General features: G+C 55.0%; 18 protein-coding genes. 7 read left to right on the plus strand and 11 right to left on the minus strand.

What is annotated here, in order from left to right:
* Positions 1–483 precede the first annotated feature (483 nt).
* Positions 484–1,566, plus strand: coding sequence for a DNA/RNA non-specific endonuclease (locus tag TRESADRAFT_RS14930; RefSeq protein WP_002703098.1), 1,083 nt, complete (start codon positions 484–486; stop codon positions 1,564–1,566).
* Positions 1,567–1,635: 69 nt separating this feature from the next.
* Here TRESADRAFT_RS14930 and tsaD read toward each other — a convergent pair whose 3' ends face one another.
* The 3 genes from tsaD to TRESADRAFT_RS03905 all read right to left on the minus strand — a co-directional run bounded on the left by tsaD (position 1,636) and on the right by TRESADRAFT_RS03905 (position 4,806).
* On the minus strand, positions 1,636–2,682 hold the full coding sequence (tsaD, locus tag TRESADRAFT_RS03895) for a tRNA (adenosine(37)-N6)-threonylcarbamoyltransferase complex transferase subunit TsaD (protein WP_002703100.1): 1,047 nt from the start codon (positions 2,680–2,682) through the stop codon (positions 1,636–1,638).
* 72 nt (positions 2,683–2,754) lie between these two features.
* Positions 2,755–3,738 carry a divergent polysaccharide deacetylase family protein gene (locus TRESADRAFT_RS03900; RefSeq protein WP_002703102.1) on the minus strand — a complete coding sequence of 328 codons (984 nt, stop codon included), beginning with the start codon at positions 3,736–3,738 and terminating at the stop codon, positions 2,755–2,757.
* Between the two features lie 255 nt (positions 3,739–3,993).
* Positions 3,994–4,806: a sigma-70 family RNA polymerase sigma factor gene (locus TRESADRAFT_RS03905; protein ID WP_002703104.1), complete on the minus strand. Its 813-nt coding sequence runs from the start codon at positions 4,804–4,806 to the stop codon at positions 3,994–3,996.
* Between the two features lie 298 nt (positions 4,807–5,104).
* Between TRESADRAFT_RS03905 and thrH the strand changes: the two genes are divergently transcribed.
* Positions 5,105–5,710 (plus strand): bifunctional phosphoserine phosphatase/homoserine phosphotransferase ThrH, encoded by a 606-nt coding sequence (gene thrH, locus TRESADRAFT_RS03910; protein WP_002703106.1) that lies wholly within the window; start codon positions 5,105–5,107, stop codon positions 5,708–5,710.
* 170 nt (positions 5,711–5,880) lie between these two features.
* On the opposite strand, the gene TRESADRAFT_RS03915 is transcribed toward thrH, so the two are convergent.
* From TRESADRAFT_RS03915 to TRESADRAFT_RS03950, 8 genes are all read right to left on the minus strand, one after another.
* Positions 5,881–6,669, minus strand: a complete 789-nt coding sequence (locus TRESADRAFT_RS03915; RefSeq protein WP_002703108.1) for a pseudouridine synthase — start codon at positions 6,667–6,669, stop codon at positions 5,881–5,883.
* A gap of 111 nt (positions 6,670–6,780) precedes the next feature.
* Positions 6,781–8,133: a citrate/2-methylcitrate synthase gene (locus tag TRESADRAFT_RS03920; protein WP_002703110.1), complete on the minus strand. Its 1,353-nt coding sequence runs from the start codon at positions 8,131–8,133 to the stop codon at positions 6,781–6,783.
* 324 nt (positions 8,134–8,457) lie between these two features.
* On the minus strand, positions 8,458–9,933 hold the full coding sequence (locus TRESADRAFT_RS03925) for a glycoside hydrolase family 32 protein (RefSeq protein ID WP_002703112.1): 1,476 nt from the start codon (positions 9,931–9,933) through the stop codon (positions 8,458–8,460).
* Between the two features lie 22 nt (positions 9,934–9,955).
* Positions 9,956–11,629, minus strand: coding sequence for an extracellular solute-binding protein (locus tag TRESADRAFT_RS03930; RefSeq protein ID WP_002703114.1), 1,674 nt, complete (start codon positions 11,627–11,629; stop codon positions 9,956–9,958).
* Between the two features lie 24 nt (positions 11,630–11,653).
* Positions 11,654–12,550: a carbohydrate ABC transporter permease gene (locus TRESADRAFT_RS03935; RefSeq protein ID WP_002703116.1), complete on the minus strand. Its 897-nt coding sequence runs from the start codon at positions 12,548–12,550 to the stop codon at positions 11,654–11,656.
* A gap of 12 nt (positions 12,551–12,562) precedes the next feature.
* Complete coding sequence (locus TRESADRAFT_RS03940; RefSeq protein ID WP_002703118.1) at positions 12,563–13,459, minus strand: ABC transporter permease; 897 nt, start codon at positions 13,457–13,459, stop codon at positions 12,563–12,565.
* A 204-nt stretch (positions 13,460–13,663) separates the two neighbouring features.
* On the minus strand, positions 13,664–14,533 hold the full coding sequence (locus TRESADRAFT_RS03945) for a formylglycine-generating enzyme family protein (protein ID WP_002703120.1): 870 nt from the start codon (positions 14,531–14,533) through the stop codon (positions 13,664–13,666).
* A gap of 11 nt (positions 14,534–14,544) precedes the next feature.
* Positions 14,545–15,996 (minus strand): hypothetical protein, encoded by a 1,452-nt coding sequence (locus tag TRESADRAFT_RS03950; RefSeq protein WP_002703122.1) that lies wholly within the window; start codon positions 15,994–15,996, stop codon positions 14,545–14,547.
* Between the two features lie 262 nt (positions 15,997–16,258).
* Here TRESADRAFT_RS03950 and TRESADRAFT_RS14935 point away from each other — a divergent pair, with 262 nt between their 5' ends.
* The 5 genes from TRESADRAFT_RS14935 to TRESADRAFT_RS03975 all read left to right on the plus strand — a co-directional run bounded on the left by TRESADRAFT_RS14935 (position 16,259) and on the right by TRESADRAFT_RS03975 (position 24,488).
* Positions 16,259–17,782, plus strand: a complete 1,524-nt coding sequence (locus TRESADRAFT_RS14935; protein WP_002703123.1) for a family 43 glycosylhydrolase — start codon at positions 16,259–16,261, stop codon at positions 17,780–17,782.
* Between the two features lie 101 nt (positions 17,783–17,883).
* Positions 17,884–18,936, plus strand: coding sequence for a LacI family DNA-binding transcriptional regulator (locus TRESADRAFT_RS03960; RefSeq protein ID WP_040842255.1), 1,053 nt, complete (start codon positions 17,884–17,886; stop codon positions 18,934–18,936).
* A 15-nt stretch (positions 18,937–18,951) separates the two neighbouring features.
* Positions 18,952–19,929 (plus strand): PfkB family carbohydrate kinase, encoded by a 978-nt coding sequence (locus TRESADRAFT_RS03965; RefSeq protein ID WP_002703127.1) that lies wholly within the window; start codon positions 18,952–18,954, stop codon positions 19,927–19,929.
* Between the two features lie 246 nt (positions 19,930–20,175).
* Complete coding sequence (locus tag TRESADRAFT_RS03970) at positions 20,176–22,392, plus strand: methyl-accepting chemotaxis protein (protein ID WP_002703129.1); 2,217 nt, start codon at positions 20,176–20,178, stop codon at positions 22,390–22,392.
* A gap of 254 nt (positions 22,393–22,646) precedes the next feature.
* Positions 22,647–24,488, plus strand: a complete 1,842-nt coding sequence (locus tag TRESADRAFT_RS03975) for a RelA/SpoT family protein (protein WP_002703131.1) — start codon at positions 22,647–22,649, stop codon at positions 24,486–24,488.
* The last annotated feature ends 110 nt before the right edge of the window (positions 24,489–24,598 follow it).

The following is a 24,598-nucleotide window of genomic DNA, read 5'->3' on the forward strand; positions in this document are numbered from 1 at the left end:
CGTTCGGAGATTCTAATTCTTTTGGGACGTTTTTACAATGTGAAAGGGCGCTTGCGGGGAGTTTGCCGTTCTAAGTTCGGCTTGGTTGTAGCAAGCGTGCGCCGGTGCGCGGGGCGCACCTTCCGGTGTGGAGTGGGGGCGCGTAATGAAAATTTTTCTGTTCTAAGTTTGCGCTTGCTGGGGCTTTTCTCGTTCTAAGTTCGGATTGGTTGGAGCAAGCGGGCGCCGGTGCGCGGGGCGCACCTTCCGTGCCCGAGTGCTGAGCCTTTGCGCGTTCCAAGTCCGGATTGGTGGGAGCAAGCGGGCGCCGGTGCGCGGAGCGCACCTTCCGTGCCCGAGTGCTGAGCCTTTGCGCGTTCCAAGTCCGGATTGGCGGGAGCAAGAGGGCGACGTGGTGCGGGACGGGTGAAATGGTGGATGGGTTTTCGGTAGAATAGCGGAATCTGAACAACAAAGCGAGAAATCGTTTTCACGGGGGATTTTATGGCAAAGAAAAGAAGCACAAAAAGGAAGGGAACCGGGCGGAAGAAGAAGTCGCCGCTCAGCCTTGTCGTAATCGTCGCGCTCGTCATTGCGGGAACGCTGCTTTTCGCAAAATACAAGGACGACGGGGCTTTCAAGGCGTCGGTCGATTCGACTTTCGGAAGGGTTTCGGAGAAGGCGGAAGAAATCTCCGAGATAATCGACGTCGCATCGAAGGCGGCGAAGGAAAACGCCGGGCGCATCGACGAAAATAAGGAAAAGAAGGAAGCCGAGCAGGAAAAGGCGGCGGAGCAGCCGGAAAAAACGGCGCAGAAGCCGAGGACTGCCGGAAAAATCGCGTTGCCGGACAAGCTCGAATTCCCGATGTGCGCGGGAAGCAAGAACGGAAAAGACCACCAGATACGGAATTTCGACCATTACGAAATCTGCTACAGGGAATCATACGAGCAGGCTGAATGGTCGGCATACGAGCTCCGCGCGGACATGCTCGTCAAGAACACGAACAGGACGGACGATTTCCGCGCGGACCCGAAAATCAGCACGGGCTCATCCACGCCGGAAGACTTCAAGGGAACGGGATACGACCGCGGGCATCTGACGCCGGCGGCAGACATGGCGTTCGACAAGAAGGCGATGAGCGAGACGTTCTACATGAGCAACATGAGCCCGCAGGCAGCTGCGTTCAACAGGGGAATATGGCAGAAGCTCGAGTCGGAAGTCCGCACGTGGACGAAGAAATTCGGGAAAGTCTACGTCGTGTCGGGGCCAATCCTCGAAAAGAGCGCGTCGAAGTACGAGAAAATCGGGAAAAGCAACGTCTCGATTCCCCAATTCTACTACAAAGTCATACTCGCGCCGCTTTACGCGGACAAGGAAGACGCGGCGAACCCGGCAGAGGCGAAGGATGTGGCGGCAATCGGCTTCCTTCTTCCGAACGACGCGTGCAAGGGAAAGAAATTCTGGGATTTTGCCTGCACCGTCGATGAAGTCGAGAGCAGGACTGGAATCGATTTCTACCCGCTCCTCGACGACGCGACCGAAAAACGGGCCGAAAGCACGTTCGACATTTCATTGTGGAAATAGACGGCGGAACAGCCGCGCAAAAAAAAACGGCGGCCGAGGGAAAATCCTTGCCGCCGTTTTTTTGGCGCTCTACCTGCGCCCGAAATGCTCGAGGTTCGCAAGCCCGCGCTTGAACTGGGGAATGCGCGCGCATGCCGTCGTGTCGAGGGGGCTTCTGTCACCCCGCTTCAGGAACTGGTAGGCAACGCCAGCAATCATCGCGCCGTTGTCGCCGCAAAGCTTGAGCGGCGGGAAAATGCAGTTGATGTCGGTTCGCTCCGCCAGAAGCGCGCGCAGCCTCGAATTCGCCGCGACGCCGCCGCCGGCAACGACCGTCCTAATGCCCGTATCCTCAACGGCACGGAACAGCCGCGTAATCAGCGTCCGGCACGCCGTCTCCTGGAACGCCGCGCATATATTCGCGTCGGTTTTCTCGTATCCCTTTTTCAGGAACATGTCGGCCTGATGGATTACGGCGGTTTTCAGACCGCTGAACGAAACGTCGTAGCGGTGCTCCCCGTCATCGCCCTTGTCGAGCTTCGCTATCGGGAAACTGAACGATTTTGGGTCTCCGTCCTTCGCTATCCTGTCGATTACGGCGCCGCCCGGATATCCGAGCCCGTAGAATTTCGAAACCTTGTCGAACGCCTCGCCCACGCTGTCGTCAATCGTCGTCCCCAGCACCTCGAGGTCGTCGAACGAATTCACCTTCGCGATGATGGAATGCCCGCCGGACACGAGAAGCCCGATGTACGGGTACTGGATGTCGTTGACGAGATGCGCCGCGTACATGTGCCCGAGCATGTGGTTCACCGCGAGGAACGGCTTTCCCGTCGCCCACGCAAGCGTCTTCCCGAACGTAAGCCCGACGAGAAGCGAGCCCATGAGCCCCGGCCTGTTCGTCGCCGCAATCGCGTCGATATCGTCGAGGGAAAGCTCCGCCTCGCGCAGCGCCTGCCTGACGACCGGCAGAATCCACTCGGCGTGCTTCCTCGAAGCTATTTCCGGGACGACGCCCTTGTAGACCTGATGGAACGGAATCTGTGTCGCCACGACATTGCTTATGATGTTCTTTCCGTCCTCGACAATGGCGCACGCCGTCTCATCGCATGATGATTCTATTCCAAGAATTTTCATTGTACTCTCCGATTTTTTAAACCGCCCCGGAACATCCCGTTGTCGGGCCGGTCCGTTTATTTCCGAACATTTCTATTGAAGCAGGGCGCTCGGAAGCACGAACGTGTATCCGGACACCACGAGATACGGATACATCTCCGAAAGAAGCTCGGGAAGGATTCCCACGCTCTTGTCGATGTGGCCTATCATAAGCGCGCTTCCGTGCCTGTTCGCGTACGCAAGCCCCTCGTATATCCGCGAAAGGATTTTCCCGCGGTCGATTTCGTTGTCAAGATACGGCGCGGTCCGCTCGACGAAGCGGACGTCAAGCTCAAGCGCAGCCTCGTGCGCCATCGTCCGCGGCGTCGTCCGCGAGTCGAGAAAATATATCCCGCGGTTTTTGCAGACCTCAAGGACAGCCCCGATTTTTATCACGTTCGCCGTGATGAGCGAGCCTTCGTGATTGTTGATTCCCACAACGCCGCCGCCAAGCTCATCGACATTCGAATCGACGATTTCGGAAATCTCGCGCGTGTTCATCAAAGCCGTGACAGCTTTCGGCCCGGGGTCAAGCTGAAGGTTCTCCGCCTGCATCGGCTGATGGAGAATCAGCTCCCTGCCCGAAGCGCGCACGGCATCGGCGCATTCCTTTGAATTCTGCAACCCGGGAAGGACGGCAACGGCAAAAGGAAACGGAAGCTCTATGTATTTCGACAAATGCTCGGTGCTCTGCCCCGCGTCGTCGAACACGAACGAAATCCGCGCGCCATCCGCCGCCTTGGGGATGTCGAACGGAGATTTCTCCGGCACGTCCTCCTCGCCTTTTTCCGGAGGCAGGACGCCGGGATTTTTTTCCTCGCCGCCGATTTTCTCGTCGAACGGATTCATCATCCTGATTTCTTCCGTATTGTTCGGAACGGGAGCCTCATCCTTCGAGCCGCCGCCCGACGAGGATATGTACGCGCTCAACGCGAAGACGGCAACGCAAATAGCGACGACAGCCGCAACGAGGACAGCTATTTTCTTGCGCTCGCTGAACCAAGTGCGCCCGTCCTGATTTGAATTCTTTTCTTCCATAAAAAACGATTTGGCGGATTTCTCTAAAACCCGTCATTCCCGAAAAAAATTGAGACGCCGGAAAAACGAGGAATTCCCCGCGCCACCCATGAGTGAGCGCCCGGAAAAGAAACCGGACGGCTTTATTCTAGTCTCTTTGCGCCCTTTCGACAACTTTAGTTCGCCATATCGTCCTTGCCCGGATTTCGGATATAGCAAAAAAAACGGGGCTCCGCACGTGCGGAACCCCGAGAGGAAGAAAAAAATGGAAAAAACTCAGACGGCGCAAGCCATGCGAAGTTTCTTTACGGCCCGCATTTCCATCTGTCTTACTGTTTCAGTCGACACGCCGAGACTCGTGCTGAGCTCGCGGAGCGTCGAAGGATGCTGGCGGTGCGCGAAATTGTACCTGCCGTATATGACGAGCCTCTCCTTTTCGGGGAGGACGTTCAGCATATCCGCGACATTGCCCTGCATCTCCTTGCTGAGGTACATCTCCTCAGGATTGTATGTCATGTCGGGAATCAGCTCGCCGACCGTCTCGTGCCCGTCCTCAAGGCATTCCGCGTCGAGGCTGGAGAACGAATACGAGCACGCAAGCGCATCGGCGACCTCATCGCGCCCGAGTCCGAGCATCGACGCAAGCTCGTCGACGTTCGCGTCGCGCCCGTTTTTCTGGTTGAACGCAGCCTGCAGCGAGGAAATCTGGCGGAGCATCTCCTCCTTCCGGTGCGGTATGTCGATTATGGAAGTTTTGTTGTGCACGAACCGCAGCATGTACTGGAAAATCCACGTGTACGCGTACGTTGAGAAGCGCGTGTTGAACGAATAATGGTACTTGCGCGCCGCGCTCATAAGCCCGAGGTTGCCTTCCTGGATGAGATCCATCACGGAGAATTTGTGCGACACGCTGAATTTCCGCGCGACGCTGACGACAAGGCGGAGGTTGCAGTTCACCAGCCTCCTGAACGCAGCCTGGTCGCCCGCCTCGATTCTGCGCGAAAGCTCCTCTTCTTCCTTGACGCCGAGAAGCGCGTACTTCTGGATTTCCTTTATATAAGACTTGTAGATTTCGATTTCTTCGTTCATTTTCAACTCCATTTTTTTTCGCTCTTATCAAATATGTTATGAATAGTTACATGCATTTTCCGTGCCAACATACAAAATGAAGTCCATTTTTTAGAAAAAATGTCGAATTTTAACGCATCTTAAGCATCTTTCAATAAATTTCGCAAAAAAAAGGTGTATAAAAAACAATACTGTCAAAAAAATCATACAGCATCTTTTCGCGCACACTGTTCAAAAAATCATAACAAACGGGTAGAATTGCTGGCTGACGGGGGCGGAATCTGATGTTCCCGCGATTTTTATCCATATGGAGAGAAAAATGTACATAACGTGCTTGGATTTGGAGGGCGTTCTTGTGCCCGAGATTTGGATTGCATTCGCCGAGGAGTCGGGAATTCCCGAGCTTCGGAGAACCACCCGCGACGAGCCGGATTACGACAAGCTGATGAAGTGGAGAATCGGAATCCTCCGCGAGCACAAGCTGACGCTCCGCGACATCCAGAACACAATCGCGAAAATCGACCCGCTTCCCGGCGCGAAGGAATTCATGGACGCGCTGAGGAGCGAATGCCAGACCGTCATCATATCCGACACGTTCGAGCAGTTCGCCGCACCGCTGATGAAAAAGCTCGGGCAGCCGACGATTTTCTGCAACTCGCTCGAAGTCGACAAGGACGGATTCATCACAAGCCACAAGATGAGATGCGAGAAGTCGAAGCTCACCACGGTGCGCGCTCTCCAGTCGATAGGATTCGAGACAATCGCGTCGGGCGACAGCTACAACGACCTCGCTATGATTCAGGCGAGCAAGGCCGGCTTCCTTTTCCGCACGACCGACAAGATAAAGGCGGACTACCCCGACCTCCCCACGTTCACGGAATACTCGGAGCTTCTCGGCGCAATCCGCGAGCAGCTCAAGAAATAGCGAAGGATTTTCCCCGCCGGAGGATTTTCCGGCGGGGATTTTTTTTTGCTTAAGCCTGAAAAAACGGTTGATTCGGGTTTTGCCATGCAGAATTCGTTTCAGCATCCCGCCGATTGAGATTCCGAAACGGGTTCGGGATGACGAAGGAAAAATCAGGACGGGGCGTTTTTTCAGTCGGAATCGTCGCCGCGGAGGACGGAAACCTCGCGCTCGGACAACTCGCGGTACGAGCCGAGCGGAATCGACGCGTCGAGCTTGAGCGCGCCCATCGCGACGCGCTTGAGGTAGACGACCTCGTTTCCGAGCTGCGCGAACATCCGCTTCACCTGATGGAATTTCCCCTCGTAAATCGTGAGAAGGCAGTCGGCTTTCTCGGACGAATTCTCCATCTCGAAATCGGCGAATTCAAGCTCGGCGGGAAGCGCGTCGAACCCGTCCTCGTTCCCCTCCCTGTCGACGAAAAACCCGCGCGCGAATTTCTCAACATAGGCGGCCTTCCCGCTTTCGTCGAGGGAATCGCGGAGGGCGACGGCGTACGTTTTGGGAACATGCGTCTTCGGGGCGAGAAGCCGGTGGGTCAGCGCGCCGTCGGTGGTGATTATGAGAAGCCCCTCCGTGTCGATGTCGAGCCGCCCCATGCAGTGGAGGTCGCCGCCTAGGAATTTGTGGCGGACGGAGTCGTCGAGCAAATCGAAAACGGTCCGGTGCTCGCCGTCCCTGTTCGCGCACACGACGTCGCGGCATTTGTTCATCATGATGTAGACGTCGCGCTGCAATTTTATCTCCACGCCGTCAACGAGAACCGTGTCGGAGCCTATCCGAATCTGCATTCCCGGGTCGAACGCCGCCTTTCCGTTGACGACGACGAAGCCGCCGCGCATGAGCTTCTTGACGTCCTTCCGCGAGCCGAAGCCGTGGTGCGAGAGTATCTTGTCTATTCTTTCACAATCGTTAGCCATGGCGACGAGATTACCACGATTCGCCGCAATCGGGAATGTCCCGCGCGCGGCAGAAAAAATCAGCGCGCAAAAAAAACGCCCGCGGACTGTTCTCGCGGGCGCGGGACGGGATTATCTCTCGTCAATAGGAACGTACGTGCGCTCCTGGCATATGCTTTTGTATCCGGGGCGGTAGATTCTTCCGCCGGCGACAATCTCCTCGATTCGGTGCGCGCTCCATCCGGCGATTCGGCTCACCGCAAACAGCGGCGTGAAAAGCTCTCGCGGAATCCCGAGCATCGAATACACGAAGCCGGAATACAAGTCGACGTTGGCGCAAATGCGTTTCGCGTCGCCCTTCTTCTCGTAAAGAACTTCCGGGCCGATTCTCTCTATCGTCTTGTACAGCTCGAATTCCTCGTTCAGCCCCTTCACCTCGGCAAGATGCGCCGCCTTGTCGCGAAGGAGGGACGCGCGCGGGTCGTTCACCGTGTAGACGGCGTGCCCGAGGCCGTAAATCAGCCCCGTGCGGTTGAACGCCTCCTTGTTGACGATTTTCCGGAGATACTCGCGGACCTCGTTCTCGTTCGACCAGTCCTTCACGTTCGCCTTCACGTCGTCCATCATCTCCATGACCTGGATGTTCGCGCCGCCGTGACGCCGACCCTTGAGGGAGCCGACAGCCGCAGCCATCGCCGAATACGTGTCGGTATCAGACGAGGAAACGACGTGCACGGTGAAAGACGAGTTGTTTCCGCCGCCGTGCTCCGCGTGGAGGATAAGCACGAGGTCGAGAAGCTTCGCCTCCTCGTCCGTATACGATTTGTCGTTCCGAATGAGGCGAAGGAAATTCTCCGCCGTGGAAAGCTCGGGGAGCGGGTTGTGTATGTACATCGACTTTCCGTCGTAGAACCGCCTTTTTGCCTGGTATGCGTATGCCGCGAGCGTCGAGAAGCGGGAGACAAGCTCGATGCACTGGCGGAGTATGTTCGAAATGCTCCTGTCCTCGGGGTTCGCATCGTATGAATAGGACGCGAGGACGCCGCGGGCAAGCTTGTTCATGATGTCGCTCGAAGGCGCCTTCATAATCATGTCTTCCGTGAAGTTGTCGGGAAGGTTCCGCTTCGCGCCGAGGAGCGTGCGGAAATTGTCCAGAGCCTCGTGTGTCGGAAGCTCGCCGAAAAGAAGGAGGTAGACGCACTGCTCGTAGGCGAACTGGTTAGTCTTCTCTGCGTCGCGAATCAAATCCTCTACGTTGTATCCGCGGTAAATGAGCCTTCCAGGGATGGCAACCTTCTGACCGTCCTGCATCTCGTAACCGACGACATCGCCGACGCTCGTCAACCCGACGAGAACTCCGGTTCCGTTCGAATTTCGGAGACCGCGCTTGACGTCGAATTTCTGGTAAAGGTTTTGGTCGATTGGGTCGTTGCGCTCAGCAAGCATTGACAGCCGCCCGATGAATAAACTCTCGTTGTCAGACATTTTTAGTACCTCCGGTTTCTCTCTGTTCCGCAAAAGGGCAACACGTAACGCACACCCGATTTATGCAAAATATGCATAAATATGCAAAACATTATCGACGTTTTTCAATAATTATACATAATTGAAAACCTCTATTCAACAATAAGAGCGCGCAAGGCCGTCATAAAATTCCTGTGGCGGCGAAGAAAAAAAACGCACAAAGACCCCGCCGCACAAGGAGAAGCCGAAGTGATTCGCGAGAAAAATTTGCGGGAAACGAAAAAAAGGGCTGCCCGAACGTATTGGACAACCCTTGCGGCAAAAGCACCGGATGAAACCGGCACGTCACATTTTCAGCGAGAATTTCTCCACATCGGCGGATGCGCTTCCGTCGGCACTGAACGAGATTCCGTCAGCGTCCAGCGGAGTATAGATTGCCGTCGTCATCGCCTGCTCTCCGCCGTTCATGAAAACCTCAACGCTGTTTTTGTCGAGCACGATTCTCAGGGGAAGCTCGCTCGACGCGCAAAGAATCTTGCATTCCATCGCGTGGAGCAAAGCCCTGCGGCTTCCCGAATGGCGGCGGTCAACAGTGAGGGTGCGCTCCCGCACGCGGTAGATGATTTCAGTGTAAAAATCCCCGCTTTCGGCGACTTTTACGGAGCACACGTTGCAGTCCGCGCCGGGGCGGAGCGTGACTTCCATATCGAGGACGCGGCCTGACACATCCGCAAGCGTCGTCGGCACAGAAGACAAGCTCACGTCCTTGTAGGAGACGGATTTTCCGCGCAGCTCATCGAATTCCTTTGCGGGTTTCTGAAAGAGACGCCCGTTTCTGATGAAAAGCTCGCGAGGAACGCTCATCTGCCCCGCCCAGGGGGAGCCTTCCTCGCGAATCGGGCATGTGTCCCAGTTCTGCATCCATCCAATCATTATCCGCCTGCCGTCCGGAGAAAGGACTGTTTGAGGGGCGTAAAAATCGATTCCGGAATCGACCGTCTGATCCGAGCATTCGACGAATTTTCCCGTCTTCTCGTCGAAATCCCCGATAAGGCAGACCGTTCCGTTTCCGTTTTTGTACTCGCCCCCGCAAACCATGTCCTGCGGGCTTACAAGGAGAACGAATTTGTCCCCGAGCCTGAAAAAGTCCGGGCATTCCCACATTTTTCCGAAGCGGTTTTCGTTTGCATCCAAAACGCTCCAGAAATCCCAGTCAAATCCGTCCCCGCTTGTATAAAGGAGGATCTGCCCGCTTCCGTCCGGCGCCCTGTTCGCAAGGGCGCAGCAAAACCTTCCGTCGGAAAGCCGCCAGATTTTCGGATCGCGAAAATCAGAGCGGCTCGCGCCTTCGGGAAGTTTCGAAGAGCCAATGACGGGGTTCTTCTCGTATTTCTCGTAGTTTTCCCCGTCGCCAACGGCAACGCACTGAACCTGAATGTCACGGATTTTGCCATCCTCCATTTTTTCCTGTTTCACGCCGGTATAAACAAGAAGATGGCGCCCGTCATCAAGCTCAATCGCGTTCCCGGAAAAGCAACCGTTGCAGTCATACGCTTCGTCAGGAGCAAGAGCAGCAGGGAGGTACTTCCAATGCAGGAGGTTGGAGCTGACCGCGTGCCCCCAGTGCATTGTGTTCCAGTGAATGTCGTACGGATTGTACTGGTAGAACAGATGGTACTTTCCGCCGTAGTATGAAAATCCGTTCGGGTCATTCATCCAGCCACAATACGGAGTGAGGTGGAACGCAGGTCTTGCGCCTGCATCGATAGAAGCAGCCGCCCTTGCCTCGTGATTCCGTGCCTTCTGCAACAAATCGCTCATAAAATTCCTCTATAACAAAACCTTAGTTGCCCATACTTGCATAGTATGAGTCCAGATATTTCTGGAAAATCGAAATAAGCTTTTCGAGTTTGTAAGACTCAAGCTTCTTGTTGAAATTGTCCCAATCCTGCTCGGTGAATCCGTTCATCACCCAGTCGGATTTTGCCGTGTTGATTGCCTTGGATACGTCCGCCTGGATATTGGAGACCTCCTCGGTGTCCTCGCGCGTCATGAACACGTTCGGATAGACATATTTCTCGTTCACGTCGGGCGTGAAGTAATCCTTTATCCAGTCGAGGCGGTATTTCGCGTCGTCCGGGCATGTCACGTAAACGCCGTAGTACTCGTCGAGAATCGCAAGCGGACCGTTCACGCTCTCAGCCTCGCGCACCTCGACGGGAGACGCAGTTCCGAGCGGCGCGTGCTTGAGCATCGCCTTCCCATCCTTGTTCGTACCCATAACGAAGATGTCGAATTCGTCGTCCTCTCCGTACGTTCCCCAGTTGTTCTGCGGAGACTGGAAGGGATCGTACATCTGGTCCAGCCAGGCGCAGACGAGCGCCGGATTCTTCGCGACGGCAGTGACAACGCAGCGGCCGCGATCGAATCCGCTCGTGAACGAACCGTTCTGCGCGGTAAGGTTCTTTACGTCCGCCTTGAGAACGGGAAGCGGAACCCAGTCGGCGAGGTTCGCGATGTTCGCGACATCCCAGCTGAAGCACACGCCGTATCGTCCTGATTTTCCTTTCGACACATATGTTGACCACTCCTGCGTGAAGGCCTCGGGGTCAATCAGCCCCTGCTCGTACAGCTTGTGGAGCCACTGCGTTCCTTTCTTGAATCCTTCCTGCGTCGCGCTGCAGATGACCTTGCGCTCGTCAGTGACCGCGATGTGGCGCCCCTTGTCGGCGTCCCCGTATCCCTCGCCGAAGCCGTTTATAAGAACGTAAGGATCCTGGCCGCCGTCGTTCATGATGAACGACATCGGGATTATGCTTCCGTCGATGCTGAATTTCCGCTGAATCTTTTCCGCGTTCGCCTTGAACGCAAGGAGGACGTTCTCGAATTCCTCCACCGTTTTCGGGACATCAAGTCCGAGGAAGTCGAGCCATTTCTTGTTGATGAAGCTCATGTTGTCGATTACCTGAATCGCCTCCTTGCCGCTTCCGAGCTGCTCAATCCACGGCAAGCCCCAGATGTGGCCGTTCGTGTCGGTGCACATCGCGCGGTATTCGGGATATTTGTCGAACACTTTCTTCAGGTTGGGCATGTACGAGTCGATGTACCCCTCAAGCGGGATGATGATTCCCTGGTCGGCGTACTTCAGGAGGCTCGAATCGTTGAAGCTCGCGTTGAAGACAAAATCGGCGAGCGTTTTCGGATTCGCCATCGCCAGCGTGATTTTGTCGTTCCACTGGTCGCTCTGGATTGCGGTCCATTTGACCTCCACGTTCGTCTTTTCCTGCAGGCGGCGGAAAATCGTCCTGTTGTTCGGGTCGGACTCCGTATTCGCCGGGAAGCTCGTCAGTCCCGAGATGACAGCCTTTTCCTTGAGCGGGAACGAAAGCGACGCGATGTCGACTTTCTGAACCTCACCGCTGTTCAAGGACACGTTCTTGTCCTTGCACCCCACAAAAAGGCTGCCGCCGAGAGCAATCGCCAATGCGGCGAAAGCGATTTTCTGATTTTTTTTCATTTTTCCCCCTTTTTTATCTTGCAATCAGCCCTTTATAGAGCCGATCAGGATTCCTTTGTTGAAATACTTCTGGAAGAACGGATACATCGCCAGGAGCGGGAAGCTCGAAACGATGATTGTCGCGTACTTCAGAAGCTCCGCAAGCTGAGCGCGAGCCGCCGTGCTCTGCATGTCGGAAATCATGCCGGACTCGGGCTGGTTCTGAATCAGGATTGAGCGGAGAACGAGCTGAAGAGGCTGCTTCGCCGCGTCGTTCAGGTAAATCATCGCGTCAAAGTAGCTGTTCCACATTCCGACGAACTGCCACAACGCGAGCACCATAATCAGCGGAGTGCAGACGGGAAGCAGAATCCGGAAGTAGTACGTCACCTCGCTCGCCCCGTCAACGAACGCCGCCTCCTGCAATTCCTTGGGAACGCCCTTGTAATAGGTGCGCGCTATTATCATGTTCCACACGCTGAACGCGCCCGGAAGGACGACCGCCCAGATTGTGTTTATCATCCCCATATTGCTGATGAGCAGGTATGTCGGGATAAGACCGCCGCCGAAAAACATCGTAATCACGAAAAGCACGTTGAAGAATTTGCGTCCCTTGAAATCCGGGCGCGACATCGGATATGCGGCGAGAAGCGTGATGAACACCGAAATGAGCGTGAACACGACCGAATAGAGGATGGCGTTCCAGAATCCCGTCCAAATCGCCTTGTTGGAGAGGACGCGCTCATACGCGGTGAGCGTCCACTTGCTGAAATCGAAGGACACGCCCTTGTTCTGAAGCGTGACGGGATCGATGAACGATGCCACGATTATGTAAAGGACCGGCACGATAATCGCGACAACGAAAAGCGCGAGGACGCCATATCCGCATCTGATTATCGCCCTGTCAAAAACAGTCAGTTTTATAAGATGATTCTTTTTCATTTCTCAGCCTCCTTACAATCCCTGTCCCTCGTTCATCTTCGAGACAGTCTTGTTCACGACGAGAAGCATGATTACGTTCACGACCGTGTTGAAAAGGCCGACAGCCGTCGAGAAGCTGTAGTCGCCGTCAAGAAGACCCTTCTTGTACACGTATGTCGCGATGATTTCCGCGGCGGGAAGGTTCAGGTCGGTCTGGAGGGCATACGCCTTCTCGAAGCCGATGCTCATTATGTTTCCCGCCTGAAGGATGAACTGAATCAACGCGATGCTCTTTATCGCCGGCCACTCGACGACGCGGATTTCCTGCAAAATGTTCGCGCCGTCGAGGATTGCCGCCTCGCGCGTCTCCTGGTTCACGTTCGCGAGCGCCGCAGTGTACATAATCGAAGCCCAGCCGGCGCCCTGCCAGATTCCGCTGGCAATGTAGATGGAGCGGAACGCCTCCGGAGCCGCCATGAAGTTGACTTGGCTTCCGAAGAAGTTGTTCACCGGTCCCGTAACGGAAAGCATTATCCGAACGATACCGCAGACAACGATGACCGAAATGAAATTCGGAAGGTAAAGCACAAGCTGCACGTTCCGCTTTATTGACGGGCTCTGCACGCGGTTGAGAAGGAGCGCGAGGATAATCGGAACGGGAAATCCCCAGAGAAGCCCGTAGACGCTCAGCTTCAGCGTGTTCGCAAGGTATGAAAGGAAATCCGGCGACGAAAGAAAACGCGCAAAATGCTTCATGCCGACCCAGCGGCTCGCCAGAAGCCCGCGAATCGGATTGTAATCCTGAAAGGCAATCAAAATTCCGCCCATCGGAACGTAGCGGAAGACGATTGTCAGCGCGAGAGCCGGCAGAAGAAAGATAATATAAAGCTGCCAATGGTCCCGTACATAAGACAGCGTCTTTGATTTCATATGTGCCTCCTTTTGTGCGTTTGCAAAACTGGTTTTACAAACTTGAAAATAGTGTAAAACCAGTTTTTGCATTTGTCAAGAAAATTTGTGCATTTTTCAGTGCGCTTTATTACATTTTTCGCAAAATTTGACAATTACCGACACGACGGCTTTGCCATTTGAAAAACGCAGGCAAAATTCCCCGGCATCCTATCCTTCACGATTTCAGTTCGCAGGAGCCGCACACACGACACGGAAGCCGACCTGCCCCCAGTCCCCGTCGTTAGGATAGTCCCAAGCCGCGGAAAGCGGGATGCAGTCTTTAGAGTCGCCGCCGATGCGGACGCGCTTGCCGTCGCCCGCCGTATCCCAGCACAGCTCCCAAGCGTTTCCGCTCATGTCGTAAAGACCGTTCGAGTTCGGCTTTTTCTGCGCGACCTCGTGGATTTGGGCCGAACTCTCGCCCGCCCAAGCATATTCGCTCAAGCTGTCGCTTCCGATGCAGCCCGAGTAGTAATTGCCGTAGTCTCCGCTGTCCTGGCTCGCATTTGTTCCCAGCGCCGCAAACACCCATTCGTCCTTGTGCGGGAGCCTGAAGCCGTTTGCGTCCGAATCCTCGGTTATCGCGTTCCAGTCCGCATCGTTTGAAGTCGGGACATCGCCCCACTTGCTCGCGTCCGGCTCACCTCCCTTCTTGTACACAGGCTCAAGCCCCTCTTTTTTGCTCAGCTCGTTGCAGAACACGAGAGCTTCGTAGAACCTCACCTTGTCTACAGGCAGATTGTCGCCTTCCACAGAACATTCGTGGCTTCCCATGATTTCCTTGTACAACTTCTGGGTCGTCTCCGTTGCCGCCATGTAGAACGCGCCGACCGTCTCTGTGTCGTCGCCGAACTTGAACGAGCCGGACTCAATCTTCTTCATCGTGATGTTCTTGAACAGGTCGGAATCCGCCGCGCCGTTTTCGTCAGGAGAATTTTCCTGCGATTGGTTGGAACTCGGCTCCTCGTACTCGGAACCCGTATAGCAGGAAACGAAACCTACCGCCGCCGCAACAGCAAGCGCGCCGAACAATGCTTTCTTTGACTTTTTCATTTGATTTCTCCTTACAGACCGAGCTTGATGATGAAGTACGAGCCGAGCGTGATTTCGTCCTTGATTCCGTCGTACGCCGTGCCGTTGATTTTCTTTCCGTAGTCGCCCGTGTTGATTCTGTGGTACCAGGCGCCGCCGACAGACAGGCCGACCCCGTTCATAATCCACCACGTCCAGCTTCCCTTCACGGACAGGAAATTCTCGCCAAGCTCAAACCCGTCGTTGTTGTCCAAATCGCGCCAGTAAAGACCGCCGTCAAGGTTCACCGTTCCGACGGGAAGCGTGTAGCCGATTGAGCTGACAGCGTAGAAGCCGTTCTCGACCTTGTTGCCGACAGTCTCGCCCTTGTAGTTCTTGTAGTGATAGACGCTTTCGCCGAACTGCTTGCTCTTGTCGTTCGTCTCGTTCTTATCTCCGGGAAGGACCTGCGAGTAGTTGAGGAACAGCTTAGCGCGGAGCTTCTCGCTGATTTTGTACTGAACGCGGGCATCGAACGCAAGCGCGGTGAATTCGTTCGCGCGGCCGCCGAATTTCGCGGAGCCGTCGGCAAAATCGTTCGCGAACGTCACGCCGACCGTTCCCAAAAGCCTGTCGCGAAGAAGGCGCGGCTGGTAGAACGCCGCGACGACATTGTTTCCGAAGTGCGGGGACTTGTAGACAAGCTCAACGCTTCCGCTTCTGAATCCGTATCCAACGCGGAACTGCGGCTCGGGAACCCAGGAAACAGAGTTGTCGGCATCATCCTTGCCCCAGCTGCTGTTCGTCCATTCGATGGTCTTCGTCTTGTCGCTGCCAGGCTTGTAGTTCCCGACGAGGACAGCCGTCGCAAAAAGCCCGGTGTCGCCTTGCGAATACTGGAACTGAACGTTCGTGCCCTGCCCCTCGACACCGTTGCCGAGCTGAGACGAGGACCAGCCGTACGAGCGGTCCCAGCGGACCGAGCCAGCCTCGTGGCCCAAATCGCTTTTTGTGAACGAAAGAATTTTCACGGGGTCAGTAACGAGGCCGTAATAGACGCCAAGCTCGTTGTCGGCATGGCAGTCGACAACCGCAATCTCGCCGAATTTATCGACGAGGCGCTCCTCCCCGCCCCTGAACCAGTGCCGCTCGTCAGCCGTTCCCGCGACGATTTTCGTGGATTCCGTGGGCTTGAACCAGCCGAAATAAGTGTCCAAATCCATGGAATGGATGACGCCGCCTTCCTGCGAAAACTTCGGCTTGAAGTTCAGCTCCAGCCCCGCGCGGTTGTCGCGCTCAAGCTTGAAGCGGAAATCCTCCGAAGCGTCTCCCCATTTGACGACCTTGCCGAGCTCGGTGCTCGTCCCGGAATTCCTCGACACGATGTCAGCGGCCGCAAACGGAAGTTTGAGCCCCATGTCCATCATAAACTTCGTCTCGGCAACCGCGTTCTGTGCCGAAAAAGCTCCCGCCGCGAGCAGAAGCCCAGCCACACATTTTTTCATAGCTCCTCCTTTTTTTAGTGCATTTGTAACACTTAAAAATGCTATATATTTCAAAATGTAAACTGAATTTTTCATTTGTCAAGCAAAAATTTTTAATTATGCATCAAAAAACGCATTTTTCAGGGCAAAAAAAGTCGGCAAATAAAAAAATATCTTTTTTGTTGACAAATTACGTTGTCGCATTTATAACAAAAATCATGTGACAATTGCATAAAAAAGTCATGCAACAACAAATCAAAAAAGAACCAAAAAAGGGGGAATTATGAAAAGGAATCTTTCAGGGATTGGATGCGCCTGCGCGCTCGCGCTCCTCTCCGCCTGCGCCACGACAGAAGGAAGCGGAGACGCTTCGTCTTACACCGCCGTGGACTACGCGCTCTACCCAACGCCCGACGACGCGTTCGTCGCCGACGTGATGCCGATCGAGAACGAGGGGAAGCTGGAACTCTACTACCTTTACGAAACAGACCACAACATACAGGCGTACCACCCTATTCACAAATTCTCCACGGAGGATTTCTATCAATACGAGGATTTAGGGCTCGCAGTGCCGTGCGGAACCGCAAAAGAGCCAGACGTCGCAATCGGGACGGGAAGCGTGTTCAAGGCGCAGGACGGACTTTTCCACTGCTTCTACACGGGGCACAACGACAGCTTCGCCGCGCAGGGGAAACCGAAGGAATGCGTCCTTCACGCGGTGAGCAAAGACGGAATCAGCTGGGAGAAAAAATTCGGCGAGGTGCTTTACGCTCCCGAGGGATACTCGAACAGCGACTTCCGCGACCCGCAGGTATTCTGGAACGAAGACGACAAATGCTACTGGATGCTTGTCGCGACACGGGAAGAGGCGAACGGAGGAATCGTCGCGAAATTCACCTCGACGGACCTCACGAACTGGACGTTCAAGGGGCCGCTTTATGCGCCGCACAAGCAGTACATGCTCGAATGCCCGGATTTGTTCAAGATGGGCGACAAATACTATCTCTTCTTCAGCTGGGACTGCGTGACATACTATGCCGTCGGAAAAACGATGAACGGACCGTTCACCGCTCCCAAAGACAACGTTCTTGACGGAACGAATTTCATCTTCTACGCGGCAAAGACGGCAGAGCTGAAAGGAAAGAGATACCTGTGCGGATGGCTCGGACGCTCCGAGGACAAAGGATACGACACGGGAAAATACCGCTGGGCAGGAAACATGCTCATCCATCAGCTCGTGCAGCACGAGGACGGCTCGCTCGGAGTCAAAATGCCCGAGACAATCGCGGAGCATTTCCCGGAGAACAAGGAGATTTCCGCCGGCGCGAGCGACGGAACGGTGGAAAAGAACGGCGCATCGTTCACGCTTCGCGCGAAGAAAGGCGAAAAAACAGCAGTCGATTTGGGAGAGAGAGCGGCAACAATGCTCCTTGAATGCGACGTGACAATCGGAAAGGACGGAATCGCCGGATTCGCGTTCGGAAACCCGCAGAAGAATTTCAAGAACTGGTACGCGCTCGCGCTTGACGCGAAGAGGAACTGCATCCACTACGAGGGCTACAAAATCGGAGGATTCGAGAGCATCGTCTCGTCCGATCCGCTCGCGCAGACACGCTTCAGCTTCAAACCGGGCGAAAAGCACCACGTCACAGTCGTGGCGGAAAACGAAATTTTCATCGTGTACATCGACGACGCGAAAGTTCTGAGCAGCAGAATCTACAATTCTGTGAACGGAGCGCACATGGCGCTGTACACAACGGAGGCAGACGCGACATTTGAGAACATCAGCATAAAAACAACCCGCTAAAAAAAAAGAGAAAGCGCAGGACTGCCCGCCGAGGGCAATCCTGTGTGCATCAAAAAATTGTGCATTTGACGCATTTTTTGATGTATGTTACATTTGACAATATGCCAAGACGAGTAACGATTCAAGATATAGCAGATGAAATGGGGCTTTCGCGCAACACGGTATCAAAAGCCATCAACAGCACGGGCATAATTGCCGAGTCGACGAGGAGCGCGATACTCAAAAAAGCCGCGGAAATGGGCTACAAGCTCTTTGCGATTCAGCAGGCGGCGGAAACGGAAAACTCCGACCCGGAGAAAAAGGAGCTTGTCATCATCACCGGCTCTGCTTTGGGCGGCTCGCATTTTTCCGCAAGCATGCTCGACGAGATGCAGGGCGAAGCCTCGCACCTCGGCTACGGTTTTACGATGTACCGCGTCATGACGAAAGAAAGGGAGGAGCTGAAGCTTCCCGCGAATTTCGACACGAAGCGAGTGGCGGGAATTTTCTGCGTGGAGATGTTCGACACCGCATACAGCCACATGCTCTGCTCGCTGGGGCTTCCGATTGTCTTCATCGACACGGCGGTCATGTTCGAGGAAAAACCGCTCGCCGCAGACGTACTTCTGATGGAAAACAGAAGCGGGATATACGCGCTCGTAAAGGAAATGGTCGCGCGCGGAAAAACGGAAATCGGCTTCATCGGAGAGAAACTGCACTGCATGTCATTCTACGAGCGGTACGAAGCGTACATGGGCGCGCTCAGGCTCTTCAATCTGGAATTCAATCCGGAATGGTGCCTCACCGGCTCATCGCGCGGGCTTGATTATCCTCCGCATGACAGTTACCTCAATTATCTGGAGGAGAACATGACCAGCTGCAAGACCCTTCCCTCCGTCATTCTCTGCGCGAATGATTTCGTCGCGATGGATGTGATTCAGGTCCTCAAGAAAATGGGGATTTCCGTTCCGAACGGAATTTATCTATGCGGGTTCGACGACTCGCCGGAATCGAGGATAATCACCCCGAACCTCACGACAATCCACATCAACGGAAAGTCGATGGGGCGGGCGGCGATTGACCTTCTTTTCTCACGGATAAAAAATCCGTCCGCGCCATTCCGCACTATCTATATCGAAAGCAACATCGTTTACCGCGAATCGACAGAAAACTGACAGGACAAGAAAAATATGGAAAAGAAATTCGACGTTGTGGCGCTGGGCGAGATTCTGATTGATTTCACCTTCGCAGGAAAATCCGAGGCAGGAAAAAACATTTTTGAGGAAAATCCGGGCGGAGCGCCGGCAAACTGCGCGTGCGCCGTCTCAAAGCTCGGCGGAAAATCGGCATTCATCGGGATGACGGGCGAGGACTCGTTCGGGAAAGACCTGAAGAACGTACTTGAGGAGCTCGGCGTCAGCACGCAGGGAATGTGCACGACTGAAAAACAGCACACGACGCTCGCGTTCGTCACACTCGACGAGAGCGGAGAGCGGCATTTCTCATTCTGCAGGAATCCGGGCGCAGACACGCAGCTTTCCGTCTCCGATTTGAACAGGGAAATTCTTGAAAGCACGAAATTCCTCCACATCGGCTCGCTTTCGCTCACGGACGAACCGGCAAAATCCGCAACGGAAGAAGCGGTCACCATCGTGAAAAAAGCGGGCGGACTCATTTCCTACGACCCGAACTACAGGGAAACGCTGTGGGGAAAAAGAACAGATGCCGTCGAGACGATAAAAAGCATGATTCCGAAAGCCGACATCGTCAAAGTCTCGGAGGATGAACTCGCCCTGTTATATGGAAAGAACACGGCATATGAGGACGGCGCGGCGCACATTCTTTCGTCGGGATGCACCCTCGTTCTCGTGACGCTCGGCTCGAAAGGCGTTTTCTATGCCGGAAAAACAAAAAACGGGGAACGCATCAGCGGAATAGTCGCGGCAAAAAAAGTGTCCGTCGTTGACACCACAGGCGCGGGAGACAGCTTCAACGGGGGGCTTTTGTACCGCCTTTCACGCGTGGCCGAGCCGCTCCTCCTCACAAAAGAAGGAATCGAGTCCGACCTCGCCTTCGCGAACACGGTCGCGGGACTGTGCGTCACAAAACGCGGCGCGATACCGGCGCTCCCCACCCTCGCCGAAGTCGAGCGATTCGCGCGGGGCTGACATTCCTCCACAACGCAACGAAACGTATGCCCACAAAGCGGCGGCGCGCAGGCGAGGTCCTTTTCGCATACACCACTAAAATCAGGCTGAACGAAAAAATTCTTTACGTTCAGTTTGATTTTCAATGATTACGCTCTTAAAATTGAAATTATCAGAATCGGCATTTTTCGGAAAAAACGGGACCGCGTAGTCTCGTTGATGCAGTTTTCCGCCGTGCCGGATATTTCAAAAACAGGAGCAATAAAAATGGGCAGCAAAACGAGCCTGAAAATCAGGCATATTCTGCGCGGAACGGTGACAAGGCAGCTTTCGTGGAACATCGGACTTATTTCGGTAATTCTGCTTGGAGCCGCGCAATTCTTCGTGCACAAAGAATTGGACAAGGGCTTCCAGAAAGTAAACGAAAACTACATACACTCCGTGGCGATGCAGTACGCGGCGAGCACCGAAAAAATCCTCGCGAGCGAATTCGCGACATGCACGTCGCTCAAAGTCTCGTTCGAGCTTTTCGACGAGCTTCCGCACGAAGACAGGCGCGCGTATTACGACGACCTCCTGAAAAAAACGCTCATAGCGAACCCGAACCTCGTCGACGCGTACACGTGCTGGGAGCCAGACGCGTTAGACGGGCTTGACCGGCAGTACGCGAACGCACCGCACCACGACGCGAGCGGGCGTTTCATCCCGTACTGGACGAACGACAACGGAAACATCAGCGTGACGGAGCTTACCGACTACGACGGCTCGTTCTGGTACGAGAACCCGAAGAAAAGCCTCAAGGGAATCCTCATCGACCCCAACCCGTACGAAGTCGGCGGCAAGATGATTTACGTCTGCGGCGTCGCATTCCCCATACACGACAAGCGGGGAGATGCCGTCGGCACGGTCGGAATCGACATGTCGCTCCAGAAAATCATGGACATACTGAGCGGGGCAAAGGTATACGAAACGGGCTACCTGACGCTCATTTCGGCGAACGGAACGATTGCGAGCGACAAGGACGAATCGGCGACGGGAAAAATCAGCGACGATTTCAAGGACGCGAAAAAATCGGAACTGTTCAAGACATCGCGCGCGAGCATGAAGCCGTTCTCCGTCACGGAAAAGAAGGGCGGCGCGATGATGATGACGTATTACGTCCCGCTGAAAGTCGAGGGCGCGGACGAGATTTGGTTCCTCGGCGTAAACGCTCCGATAAAGGAAATCCAGGCTGACCAGAGATTCCTGACGAACGCGATTGCGATTATCTTCTCGATTCTCGCGGCAGTCGTCGTCGGATTCATCATCGTCGTCGTCAAGTCGATAACGAAGCAGCTCAACAAGGGCGTCGAGGCGATGAGGAACATTGCGCAGGGCGACGGGGACTTGACCGTGCGCCTTGAGGCGAAAAGCGGGAACGAAATCGGGCAGATGTTCAACTATTTCAACAAGACGATGGAAAAAATCCAGACATCAATCTCGCACGTCAAATCAAGCTCCGAGACGATGACGCAAATCGGGGAGACGCTCGCCAACAACATGAACGACACGGCGGCGGCGGCGAACGAGATTACGGCGAACATCGACTCCGTGAACAGGCAGGTCCAGCAGCAGGGGGAGAACGTGCGCGAGTCGTCGTCATCGGTCGAAGAAATTAACAAGACCGTCGACGCGCTCATCGAGGACATCCACCTGCAGTCGTCGAGCGTCATCGAATCGTCGTCGGCAATCGAGGAGATGGTCGCGAACATCCGCTCCGTGACGAACATCCTCCTGAAAAACAACGAGTCGATTGAGCGCCTCGGAAAAGCCGCCGACGAGGGAAACAGAGTAATCGTGAAATCGGTCGAGGCGACGAACGGCGTACTCGAGCAGTCGAAGACGCTCCTTGAGGCAAGCAAGGTCATACAGAACATCGCGAGCCAGACGAACCTCCTTGCGATGAACGCGGCAATCGAGGCGGCGCACGCGGGAGAAGCCGGCAAGGGATTCAGCGTCGTCTCCGACGAAATCAGGAAACTCGCGGAGGACTCGAACAAGCAGGGCAAGGCGATAACGAGCAACCTCAAGCTCGTCATGAATTCGATAAAGACAGTCGCGGAGGAAACGTCGCAGGTTCAGAGCAAGTTCAACGAGATTTACACGCTCACGCAGGACGTCTCGCGGCAGGAGCTTACGATAAAGAGCGCGATGGAGGAGCAGAGCGAGGGCGGCGGGCAGGTCCTTGAGGCGATGAAGCAGATTAACGAGATAACGGAGAACGTCAGGAGCGGCGGCGACGGCATGAGGCGCGCGACAGACATCGTGAACGAGAAGATGTCGAACCTCAACCGGCTGACCGACGAGATTACCTCATCGATGCAGGAAATGGCGCTCGGAATCGAAAGCATCAACGAGTCGATGAATTCGTGCAACGATTTGACGCACCAAAATGCCGCATCAATCGACGACCTCGGGAAGGAAGTCAACAAATTCAAAGTCTAGCGTTGCGCCGTCGCACCGAGCGCAATGCCGTCCGCTCTTGCGGGCGGCATTTTTTTCTGCCGCGTATTTTCGGAATTTGGGGCGAACATTCCCGAGTTTTCTGCTATGATACGCCGAAGAACGGCAGCTTTCAGCCAACGACGGTTTTTTGTTTTGAATCCCGAAAAACGGCTCTGCCTGAGAATGGGAAATTCCCCAGCAGTGCCCGGGCAGACGGGATTCTTTCTTGTTTTTTCCCACGGAGGGATGATTGAATGGAATCGACGGCTTTCGATATCAGGACAAACAATACGGAATTCGACCCGGACGTACTTGAGGAGGCTTTTTTCCGGACGTTCGGAAATTTCAGCGGGGACGAAAAGACGCTTCTTTCAGACGCGTGGAAATTCCTCGTTGAGAAAACGGGGAACATCATGCGCAGCTGCGGCAAACCCTACATCCTCCACCCGATGCGCGTCGGCGCGCTGCTCGCGGAGAAGGGAATGGACGCGCAGTGCATCGCGTGCGGCTTCCTCCACTCGATTTTCGAGATTGACGGGATAACGACCGATGAAGTCGAGTCGCGTTTCGGCAAGACAATCGCGTCGATTGTGCGCGACACGTCAAAAATCACATCGCTCAAAATAAATTCGAAGACGATACAGCAGGCGGACTCAATCAGGAAAATGCTGTTCGCGATGATTGACGACGTGCGCGTCATACTCGTCAAGCTCGCCGACAGGCTCGACAGGATGCGGAACCTCAAGGCAATCGCGCCGAAAAAGCAGCGGCTCGTCGCGGCGGAGGTACTCGACATCTGGGCGCCGCTCGCCGACAGGCTCGGAATGCAGAACGTGAAGAGCGAGATGGAGGACCTTTCGCTCAAATACGCGAACCCGGACGTCTTCCAGCAGATAAAGCGGATTGTCGCGCAGAAAAAGGACGAGCGCGCCGCGTACCTGGAGAAGGCCGTGAACGAAATCTACAAACGGGCGGAGAAAATCGGCATAAAAGTGCAGATTACGAGCCGCGCAAAGCATTTCTATTCGATTTACCAGAAAATGCGCAAGCGCAACAAGGGCGCGGACGAGCTTTACGACCTCCTCGCGCTCCGCATCATCTGCACGACGACGACGGAATGCTACACGCTCATCGGAATCGTGCACGGGCTTTGGAAACCGATGGACGGGCGCTTCAAGGATTACATCGCGATGCCGAAATCGAACGGCTACCAGTCGCTCCACACGACCGTAGTCTGCGAGGGAAAGCCGCTCGAAATCCAAATCCGCACCGCCGACATGCACAACATGGCGGAGCACGGAATCGCCTCGCACTGGCTCTACAAGAAGGGAATGAACCACGACAAGGTTGACGTGAATTCGCTCGGAATCTTCAACCAGCTCCAGAACCTCAAGGAGGAAAACCTCACGGACGAGTCGTTCTTCACGCGGCTCAAGGGAGAGCTTCTGGGCGACGAGATTTTCGTCTTCACACCGCAGGGCGACGTAGTGCAGCTGCCCGCCGGAAGCTGCGCCATCGACTTCGCGTACCACGTCCATTCCGCGGTCGGCGAGAAAATCGTGGGGGCGAAGGCGGACGGAAAGATAATTCCGATAAACACGCCTCTCAAGAACACGCAGATAATCGAAATTCTCACGAACCCGCAGGCGCACCCGACGGAAAACCAGCTCAAGAGCGTGAAGACCGGAAAGGCGCGGCAGAAAATCCATTCGTGGCTCGTGGCGAACGACCCGACGTTCGTGGACAAGGCGGCGGAGGCGCAGAGAGAAGCCGCGATTGCGGCGAACAACGGGAAGTCGCGGAGAATCCAGGAGGAGAAGCGCTCGCACCGGAAAGGCGCGGGAATGGACGCGTCAAAGGCGCTCCTCGAAGCGTACACCGGAAACGTGAAAATCGACAACACGAAAAACGTCCTCTACACGCTCGCCGGATGCTGCTGCCCGAAAGTCGGCGACGCGATTGTCGGGTATTCGAGCAAGAACAAGGGAATCATGATTCACCGCGCCGACTGCCTGACGTTCCTCCGCATCCCGAACATCGAGAACCGCAAGGTCGAAGTCGAGTGGGAGCAGCGCACGGGAAACCGCCCGCAATAAAAACGCGCCATTGAGGGGTGACAGAAGTAAAAATACATTTGACCTGCCTTGCGGCAGGTCGGGCTTTTTCTTCCTCTCCTTCTATTTACACCGCCTTATAAATCTACTAC

The sequence above is a fragment of the Treponema saccharophilum DSM 2985 genome, assembly GCF_000255555.1.
GTDB classification, from domain to species: domain Bacteria; phylum Spirochaetota; class Spirochaetia; order Treponematales; family Treponemataceae; genus Treponema_D; species Treponema_D saccharophilum.

What these genes read in the sequence shown, in the direction of transcription:
- TRESADRAFT_RS14935 (WP_002703123.1), top strand. Translation starts at nt 16,259, where the DNA reads ATGAAAAGGAATCTTTCAGGGATTGGATGCGCCTGCGCGCTCGCGCTC.
- TRESADRAFT_RS14930 (WP_002703098.1), top strand. Translation starts at nt 484, where the DNA reads ATGGCAAAGAAAAGAAGCACAAAAAGGAAGGGAACCGGGCGGAAGAAG.
- TRESADRAFT_RS03920 (WP_002703110.1), bottom strand. Translation starts at nt 8,133, where the DNA reads ATGTCTGACAACGAGAGTTTATTCATCGGGCGGCTGTCAATGCTTGCT.
- TRESADRAFT_RS03905 (WP_002703104.1), bottom strand. Translation starts at nt 4,806, where the DNA reads ATGAACGAAGAAATCGAAATCTACAAGTCTTATATAAAGGAAATCCAG.
- TRESADRAFT_RS03925 (WP_002703112.1), bottom strand. Translation starts at nt 9,933, where the DNA reads ATGAGCGATTTGTTGCAGAAGGCACGGAATCACGAGGCAAGGGCGGCT.
- TRESADRAFT_RS03975 (WP_002703131.1), top strand. Translation starts at nt 22,647, where the DNA reads ATGGAATCGACGGCTTTCGATATCAGGACAAACAATACGGAATTCGAC.
- TRESADRAFT_RS03970 (WP_002703129.1), top strand. Translation starts at nt 20,176, where the DNA reads ATGGGCAGCAAAACGAGCCTGAAAATCAGGCATATTCTGCGCGGAACG.
- thrH (WP_002703106.1), top strand. Translation starts at nt 5,105, where the DNA reads ATGTACATAACGTGCTTGGATTTGGAGGGCGTTCTTGTGCCCGAGATT.
- TRESADRAFT_RS03935 (WP_002703116.1), bottom strand. Translation starts at nt 12,550, where the DNA reads ATGAAAAAGAATCATCTTATAAAACTGACTGTTTTTGACAGGGCGATA.
- TRESADRAFT_RS03950 (WP_002703122.1), bottom strand. Translation starts at nt 15,996, where the DNA reads ATGAAAAAATGTGTGGCTGGGCTTCTGCTCGCGGCGGGAGCTTTTTCG.
- TRESADRAFT_RS03930 (WP_002703114.1), bottom strand. Translation starts at nt 11,629, where the DNA reads ATGAAAAAAAATCAGAAAATCGCTTTCGCCGCATTGGCGATTGCTCTC.
- TRESADRAFT_RS03965 (WP_002703127.1), top strand. Translation starts at nt 18,952, where the DNA reads ATGGAAAAGAAATTCGACGTTGTGGCGCTGGGCGAGATTCTGATTGAT.
- TRESADRAFT_RS03940 (WP_002703118.1), bottom strand. Translation starts at nt 13,459, where the DNA reads ATGAAATCAAAGACGCTGTCTTATGTACGGGACCATTGGCAGCTTTAT.
- TRESADRAFT_RS03915 (WP_002703108.1), bottom strand. Translation starts at nt 6,669, where the DNA reads ATGGCTAACGATTGTGAAAGAATAGACAAGATACTCTCGCACCACGGC.
- tsaD (WP_002703100.1), bottom strand. Translation starts at nt 2,682, where the DNA reads ATGAAAATTCTTGGAATAGAATCATCATGCGATGAGACGGCGTGCGCC.
- TRESADRAFT_RS03945 (WP_002703120.1), bottom strand. Translation starts at nt 14,533, where the DNA reads ATGAAAAAGTCAAAGAAAGCATTGTTCGGCGCGCTTGCTGTTGCGGCG.
- TRESADRAFT_RS03900 (WP_002703102.1), bottom strand. Translation starts at nt 3,738, where the DNA reads ATGGAAGAAAAGAATTCAAATCAGGACGGGCGCACTTGGTTCAGCGAG.
- TRESADRAFT_RS03960 (WP_040842255.1), top strand. Translation starts at nt 17,884, where the DNA reads ATGCCAAGACGAGTAACGATTCAAGATATAGCAGATGAAATGGGGCTT.